General features: G+C 61.6%; 1 pseudogene. It reads left to right on the forward strand.

The features are described 5' to 3' along the window. Positions 1 to 742 (forward strand): annotated as a pseudogene (locus ACR0L4_RS23695) (type III glutamate--ammonia ligase); the annotation flags it as partial.

The raw sequence follows: 742 nt of genomic DNA on the forward strand, positions 1-742 counted from the left end.
CCCTATCAGAACGACCATGAAGACGCCAATGGCCAGTTCGAGATGAACTGGGAGTTTGACGATGTTCTGAAAACCGCCGACAAGCACTCGTTCTTCAAGTTCATGACCAAGTCGGTGGCCGAAAAGCACGGGCTGCGGGCCACCTTCATGCCCAAGCCCGTCGAGGGGCTGACCGGCAATGGCTGCCACGCCCATATCTCGGTCTGGGATGCACCCGGAGCGGACGCCAAAACCAACGTCTTTGCCGGTGACGGCGACGGTCCGACCGGCGAGGTGGGTCTGGGCGAACAGGGCAAGTATTTCCTGGGCGGCATCATGAAACATGCCAGCGCGCTGGCGGCGATCACCAACCCGACGGTGAACAGCTACAAGCGCATCAACGCCCCGCGCACCATGTCAGGCGCCACCTGGGCCCCCAACACGGTGACATGGACCGGCAACAACCGCACCCACATGGTCCGCGTGCCCGGCCCGGGCCGGTTCGAACTGCGTCTGCCGGATGGGGCCACCAACCCCTATCTGCTGCAGGCGGTCATCATCGCAGCCGGCCTGTCCGGCATCCGCTCCAAGGCCGATCCGGGCAGGCGCTATGATATCGACATGTATGCCGAAGGCCACACTGTCACCGACGCACCAAAACTGCCCCTGAACATGCTCGACGGGCTGCGCGAATACGACAACGATACCGAGCTGAAAGCCATGATGGGACAGGAATTCTCAAGCGCATTCCTCAAAATGAAAC

It is taken from the genome of Ruegeria sp. AB5 (assembly GCF_056542645.1).